Annotated in this window: 9 protein-coding genes; 7 read left to right on the top strand and 2 right to left on the bottom strand. The window is 63.6% G+C overall.

Going from position 1 to position 6,624, the window contains the following annotated elements:
• Window positions 1–395: metallopeptidase TldD-related protein (locus tag HP546_RS23750; RefSeq protein WP_256678527.1), on the top strand; the 395-nt coding region annotated here is incomplete at its 5' end.
• Between the two features lie 54 nt (window positions 396–449).
• Here the strand turns inward: HP546_RS23750 and yjgA are convergent.
• The gene (gene yjgA / locus HP546_RS23755) at window positions 450–971 is read right to left on the bottom strand and encodes a ribosome biogenesis factor YjgA (protein ID WP_172230296.1); all 522 of its coding nucleotides are present in this window, start codon (window positions 969–971) and stop codon (window positions 450–452) included.
• 108 nt (window positions 972–1,079) lie between these two features.
• Between yjgA and pmbA the strand changes: the two genes are divergently transcribed.
• From pmbA to HP546_RS23785, 6 genes are all read left to right on the top strand, one after another.
• Entirely contained in the window at window positions 1,080–2,426 is a 1,347-nt protein-coding gene (gene pmbA, locus HP546_RS23760) for a metalloprotease PmbA (RefSeq protein WP_172230299.1), read from the top strand.
• Between the two features lie 116 nt (window positions 2,427–2,542).
• A complete protein-coding gene (locus HP546_RS23765) occupies window positions 2,543–2,944 on the top strand; it encodes a FagA protein (protein WP_172230302.1) in 402 nt (133 codons plus the stop codon).
• Entirely contained in the window at window positions 2,937–4,313 is a 1,377-nt protein-coding gene (locus HP546_RS23770; protein WP_172230305.1) for a lyase family protein, read from the top strand. The genes HP546_RS23765 and HP546_RS23770 overlap by 8 nt, the downstream gene beginning before the upstream one ends.
• 30 nt (window positions 4,314–4,343) lie before the next feature.
• A complete protein-coding gene (locus HP546_RS23775) occupies window positions 4,344–4,805 on the top strand; it encodes a hypothetical protein (protein ID WP_172230308.1) in 462 nt (153 codons plus the stop codon).
• 1 nt (window position 4,806) lies between these two features.
• The gene (locus tag HP546_RS23780; protein ID WP_172230311.1) at window positions 4,807–5,418 is read left to right on the top strand and encodes a superoxide dismutase; all 612 of its coding nucleotides are present in this window, start codon (window positions 4,807–4,809) and stop codon (window positions 5,416–5,418) included.
• Between the two features lie 11 nt (window positions 5,419–5,429).
• Window positions 5,430–6,323 carry a ZIP family metal transporter gene (locus HP546_RS23785; RefSeq protein ID WP_172230317.1) on the top strand — a complete coding sequence of 298 codons (894 nt, stop codon included), beginning with the start codon at window positions 5,430–5,432 and terminating at the stop codon, window positions 6,321–6,323.
• 177 nt (window positions 6,324–6,500) lie between these two features.
• Here the strand turns inward: HP546_RS23785 and HP546_RS23790 are convergent.
• A partial coding sequence (locus tag HP546_RS23790; protein ID WP_172230314.1) for an HPr family phosphocarrier protein occupies window positions 6,501–6,624 on the bottom strand: 124 nt, incomplete at its 5' end.

Consider the following 6,624-nt stretch of genomic DNA (forward strand, 5'->3'; position numbering starts at 1 on the left):
GTGAGTCCTACGCGCACCTGCCGATGCCGCGCATGACCAACACCTACATGCGTGCGGGCGAAAGCGACCCGCAGGAAATCATCGCGTCAGTGAAGAAAGGCATCTACTGCGCCAACCTCGGGGGTGGCCAGGTGGACATCACCAGCGGCAAGTTCGTGTTCTCGACCAGTGAGGCTTACCTGATCGAAGACGGCAAGATTACCGCACCGGTAAAAGGCGCGACCCTGATCGGCAATGGCCCGGAGGCGATGAGCCGGGTGTCGATGGTGGGCAACGACCTGGCGCTGGACAGCGGGGTAGGGACTTGCGGCAAGGACGGGCAGTCGGTCCCGGTCGGGGTAGGGCAGCCAACCTTGAAGCTGGATGCGATTACCGTGGGCGGTACCGGGGCTTGATGGCGGCGCGGGCCTGTGGGGTGGGCAAGCCCAAGCCCACAGGCCGCTGTGCGATCAGCGCAAGCCGCGCTGCATCTCGTCGAGGTCGCGGATGTACTTGAACATCTTGCGTGCGGCGGCGGGCGGCTTGTTCCGCGCCTTCTCGTGCTGGGCATGGCGCACCAGCGAGCGCAGCTGCTGGCGGTCGGTGTCGGGGTATTCTTTGACGAAGCGCTCGAGGTCTTCGTCGTTACCGTCGATCAGCCGGTCGCGCCAGCGCTCCAGGCCGTGGAAACGCTCGTTGTACTGGCGGCTCGAACTGTCCATCTGCTCGAGCAGGGCGTGGATGGCTTCCAGGTCCTGCACGCGCATCAGCTTGCCGACGAACGACATGTGGCGTTTGCGGGCACCGTGAGCGGTGTGCTTGCTGGCCTCGGCCAAGGCCTTGCGCAGCTCGTCGGTCAACGGCAGGCGGGCGAGGGTATCGGCCTTGAGCGTAGTCAGGCGCTCACCGAGTTCGACCAGCTCATGCAGTTCGCGCTTGATCTGGGTTTTGCTTTTTTCGCCGTCGAAGGCGTCGTCGTTTGAATCAACCATGGTGGCAGTCCGCTAGAAATCGCCGCCATGATAACCAGTCGGGGGCCGCTTGTCCGGCCCGGTCGTAGAATGACCCTCGCCGAACGCAGAATTTGAGTGGAGAGAACCATGAGTGCAGTCCAGAGCGTAGGTCCCAAGGACCTGCCAGCATTGCAGGAGCAGGTCGAGGCGATCATCGCCGAAGCGCGCCGCCAGGGGGCCAGTGCCTGCGAAGTGGCGGTGTCACTGGAGCAGGGCCTGTCCACCACGGTACGCCAGCGTGAGGTCGAAACGGTCGAGTTCAACCGCGACCAGGGCTTTGGCATCACCCTGTATGTCGGCCAGCGCAAAGGCTCGGCCAGCACTTCGGCCAGTGGCCCGGAAGCGATCCGCGAAACCGTCGCCGCTGCCTTGGCGATTGCCAAGCACACCTCCGAGGACGAATGCTCGGGCCTGGCCGACGCGGCGCTGATGGCCCGTGAAATCCCCGACCTGGACCTGTATCACGACTGGGACATCGAGCCCGAGAAGGCCATCGAGATGGCCCTCGCCTGCGAAGCGGCGGCGTTCGATGCCGACCCGCGCATCCTCAACGCGGACGGCACTACCCTCAATACCCACCAGGGCTGCCGCGTGTATGGCAACAGCCACGGTTTCATCGGTGCCTACGCCTCGACCCGGCACAGCCTCAGCTGCGTGATGATTGCCGAAGGCGACGGCCAGATGCAGCGTGACTACTGGTACGACGTGAACCGCCAGGGCGACCTGCTGGCCGACCCGCGTAGCATTGGCGTGCGCGCGGCCCAGCGTGCCGCCAGCCGCCTGGGCGCCCGCCCGGTACCCACGTGCGAGGTGCCGGTACTGTTTTCTGCCGAGCTCGCCGGTGGCTTGTTCGGCAGCTTCCTGTCGGCCATTTCCGGCGGCAACCTGTACCGTAAATCGTCGTTCCTGGAGGGCACCATTGGCCAGCGCCTGTTCCCCACCTGGCTGACCCTGGACGAGCGCCCGCACATCCCTCGCGCACTCGGCAGCGCTGCGTTCGACGGTGATGGCCTGGCCACCTATGCCAAACCGTTCGTCGACAAAGGCGAGCTGGTGTCGTACCTGTTGGGTACCTATTCCGGGCGCAAGCTGGGGTTGCCAAGCACGGCCAACTCGGGCGGCGTGCACAACTTGTTCGTCAGCCATGGCGTGGAAGACCAGGCAGCGCTGATCCGCCGCATGGGCCGCGGGCTGTTAGTGACAGAGCTGATGGGGCATGGGCTGAACATGGTGACGGGTGACTACTCCCGTGGTGCAGCAGGGTTCTGGGTCGAGAATGGCGAGATCCAGCACGCAGTGCAGGAAGTCACCATTGCCGGCAATATGAAGGACATGTTCCAGCAGATTGTGGCGATTGGCAGTGATCTTGAAACTCGTAGCAATATTCATACTGGCTCGGTGCTTATCGAGCGGATGACGGTTGCAGGAAGCTGATCTTCAGCAAACCTGCCAAGACCCGGCCCTCGCGCCGGGTTTTTTTTCACCACGTTTTTATTGAAGTGATTCTGTTTATCACTTAATAATGAATATCATTACCCAGTAGCCCGGCGATGATGTTCATGAAACCCGTCCTCCGCGAACTCCCCTACCTGGAAAACTGGCGCTGGCTCAGCCGTCGCATCCGATGTGCCCTCGAACCCGACGAGCCGCGCCTGATCGAGCACTACCTGGCCGAAGGCCGCTACCTGGTGTGCTGCACCGACACCTCGCCATGGACGGTGGCGCTGACATCCTTCCGCCTGCTGCTGGATACCGCCTGCGACCGCATGCTGCCCTGGCATTGGCGCTGCCTGTGCCTTGACCAGGCCTGGCGCCCTTTGCTGGACCTGCGCAACCTCGACCGCCAGGAAAGCAACCAGCGCTGGCAGCCCTATGCCCTGCAATTGGCCAGTTGCCGCCTGCTGCCGTCGATTTCTCCCGATGAACTGATGCAAGGATTTGATGATGAGTGATACCCGTATCGAGCGTGACAGCATGGGTGAACTGCAGGTGCCGGCCCAGGCCCTGTACGGCGCCCAGACCCAGCGCGCGGTCGACAACTTCCCGATCAGCGGCCAGCGCATGCCGGCCCAGTTCATTCGTGCGCTGTTGCTGGCCAAGGCTGCCGCGGCCAAGGCCAACGTCGAGGTGGAGCAACTGTCGGCTGCGCAGGGCCAGGCCATCGTCAAGGCCGTGGAGCAACTGCTGGCGGGCGACTTCATCCAGCACTTCCCGGTGGACGTGTTCCAGACAGGTTCCGGCACCAGCTCGAACATGAACGCCAACGAAGTCATCGCCACCCTGGCAACCCGCGTGCTGGGTGAGACGGTCAACGCCAATGACCACGTCAACTGTGGCCAGAGCAGCAACGACATCATCCCGACCACCATCCATGTCAGCGCCGCGCTGGCCCTGCACGAGCAGTTGTTACCGGCCCTGGCCCACCTGGTACAGGTGATCGAGACCAAGTCGGCGCAAGTGCATCGGTATGTGAAGACCGGTCGTACGCACTTGATGGACGCCATGCCGGTTCGCATGAGCCAGGTACTGGATGGCTGGGCAGCGCAAATCAACGGCGCCAAAGCGCATATCGGAGCCACTTTGCCGAGCCTGCAGACGTTGGCCCAGGGCGGCACAGCCGTGGGTACCGGCATCAACGCCCACCCGCAGTTCGCAGCCGGTTTTGCCCGTCAACTCAGCGGCCTGAGCAAGGTCGAGTTCACCCCCGGGCAGAACCTGTTCGCCCTGATCGGCTCGCAGGACACCGCCGTGGCCCTGTCCGGCCAGCTCAAGACCACCGCCGTGGCGCTGATGAAGATCGCCAACGACCTGCGCTGGATGAACTCCGGCCCACTGGCCGGTCTGGGCGAAATCGAGCTGCAAGGCCTGCAGCCGGGCTCGTCGATCATGCCAGGCAAGGTCAACCCGGTGATTCCGGAGGCCACCGCCATGGTTGCCGCCCAGGTGATCGGCAACGACGCAACCATCGCCATCGCCGGCCAGTCAGGCAACTTCGAGCTGAACGTGATGCTGCCGGTCATCGCCCGCAACCTGCTGGAAAGCATCGAGCTGATGGCCAACGTCAGTCGGCTGCTGGCCGACAAGGCCATCGCCAGCTTCAAGGTCAATGAAGGCAAGCTCAAGGAGGCCTTGGCGCGCAACCCGATCCTGGTCACCGCGCTGAACCCGATCATTGGCTACCTGAAGGCCGCTGAAATCGCCAAGACCGCCTACAAGCAGGGCCGCCCGGTCATTGATGTGGCGCTGGAGCACACCGACCTGTCGCGCGCCCAGCTGGAAGCGCTGCTGGATCCGGAAAAACTCACCGCCGGCGGCATCTGACCGGGCGTCAATGCCCGCAGGAGAAACGTCATGCAGTACTGGAAACGCACCACCGAAATCGCCAACCGCCTGTTTGAACAAGGCCAGCTGGTGGATGCCCGGGAACACTACCTGCAAGCCCTGGCGCTGGCCCAGGTGCTGTTCGAGCGCTGGAATGATGTGGACGAGGCGGTGGCCGCTTTCGTCATTGCCCACCACAACCTCGCCGACCTGCATCTGCGCCTTAACCAGCCACACGAAAGCGCCGACTACCTCTGCGCGGCTCACCAGCGGCTGCTTCAGGCCAGTCAGGAAGCGCGTTTGCCCCAGGGCCTGCGCGATGCGGCCCTGCGCCACAGCGGGCGCACCTACACCGAATTGCTGAGTTTCATCGCCGAGTATGGCCAGTACCCGCGTACCGCGCGCCTGCTCAACCGTCACAGCGCCGGGGCCAGCGCCGTTGCTGCCCAAGCACAAACGGCGCCCAGCCCCCATACCTACGGAATCCACTGACATGCCCCACACCTTGCCTGCATTGCCTTACGCCTACGATGCGCTGGAACCGCACATCGATGCTCAAACCATGGAAATTCACCACACCAAGCACCACCAGACCTACGTCAACGGCCTCAACGCCGCCATCGAAGGCACCGAATGGGCTGAATGGCCGGTCGAGAAACTGGTCGGCGCGGTCAAGCAACTGCCGGAAAACCTGCGCGGCGCGGTGACCAACCATGGTGGCGGCCACGCCAACCACAGCCTGTTCTGGCGGGTGATGTCGCCAGAGGGCGGCGGCGAACCGCACGGTCAGGTGGCACAAGCCATCGGCGCGCAGCTGGGCGGCTTCGACGCGTTCAAGGACGCCTTCACAAAAGCTGCGCTGACTCGCTTCGGCAGCGGCTGGGCCTGGCTCAGCGTGACCCCGCAGAAAACCCTCGTGGTTGAGAGCAGCGGCAACCAGGACAGCCCGCTGATGCACGGCAACACCCCGATCCTTGGCCTGGACGTGTGGGAACACGCCTACTACCTCAAGTACCAGAACCGTCGCCCGGAATACATCGGTGCCTTCTACAACGTCATTAACTGGGCGGAAGTGGAACGTCGCTATGTCGAAGCCTTGAAGTGAGTCTGACCGGTATGCGCTCTGAGGTGATGTCTGTCAGCAGTGTGCGCCTGTTCCGTCTGGCGCTCGGGACTGTGCTATTGCTGGCCGGCACCGCGCTGCTGGTGGCGCGGGGCCTCGCCTGGCTCGACCTGGAACCCCGCATGCTGCGCGCCCTGGAGGGCGGAGCACTGTGCGCGTTGGGTACGGCACTGGGCGCGGTACCGGTACTGATCATTCGCAACATGCCGGTGGCGCTGGCTGACACGCTGCTGGGCTTTGGTGCCGGGGTGATGCTGGCGGCCACGGCGTTTTCCTTGATAATCCCAGGGCTGGATGCGGCGCAGAACATTGGTTTCAGCCCCTGGGGTGCAGGTGGGCTGATCAGCTTCGGCCTGATGTTCGGCGCCTTGTGCCTGTTCCTGATCGACCTCAAGGTTTCCGGTGCATCGCCCGAGGCGCTGGTCGGTACGGAAAACCAGCCGGTGATTGCCGCACGCATCTGGTTGTTCGTGATTGCCATCATTGCTCACAATATCCCTGAAGGCATGGCCATTGGCGTGTCGGCGGGTGGTGGCATGCCCGATGCCGACAGCCTGGCCATGGGCATCGCCTTGCAGGACGTTCCCGAAGGCCTGGTGATCGCACTGGTGCTGGCTGGCGCGGGCATGCCGCGTTTCAAGGCTTTTCTCATCGGCGCGGCCTCTGGCCTGGTCGAGCCGGTGGCCGCAGTGATCTGTGCGTGGCTGGTGAACGTCGCCGAACTGCTGCTGCCGTTGGGCCTGGCCTGCGCCGCGGGGGCAATGCTGCTGGTAGTGACCCAGGAAATCATCCCCGAATCGCGCAGCAACGGCCATCACCGCCTGGCCAGCCTGGGGCTGTGCATAGGCTTCTGCCTGATGATGGTGATGGATACGGCGATGTCCTGATCCAGCCTGCCGGAAGGTTGACGCTGAGCCTGTAGGAGCGGCCTTGTGTCGCAATGCGCGATGGGGCGCGCAGCGGCCCCAAGATTTCAGCAGCGATGCACAGATTGCAGGGGCTGCTTTGCGACCCTTTCGCGACATAAGGCCGCTCCTACAAGGGTGGCCTTGCTAGCCACGTAGTTATTCGCCTTCGTCGAAGAAGTTGTTGATCAGCTCGACCAGCGCGTCCATGGCGTCGTTGTCCTGATCACCTTCGGTATGCAGGTGCACCTGGGTGCCCTTGCCGGCCGCGAGCATCATCACC

This window comes from Pseudomonas sp. CM25 (assembly GCF_013179705.1).
Classification (GTDB): domain Bacteria; phylum Pseudomonadota; class Gammaproteobacteria; order Pseudomonadales; family Pseudomonadaceae; genus Aquipseudomonas.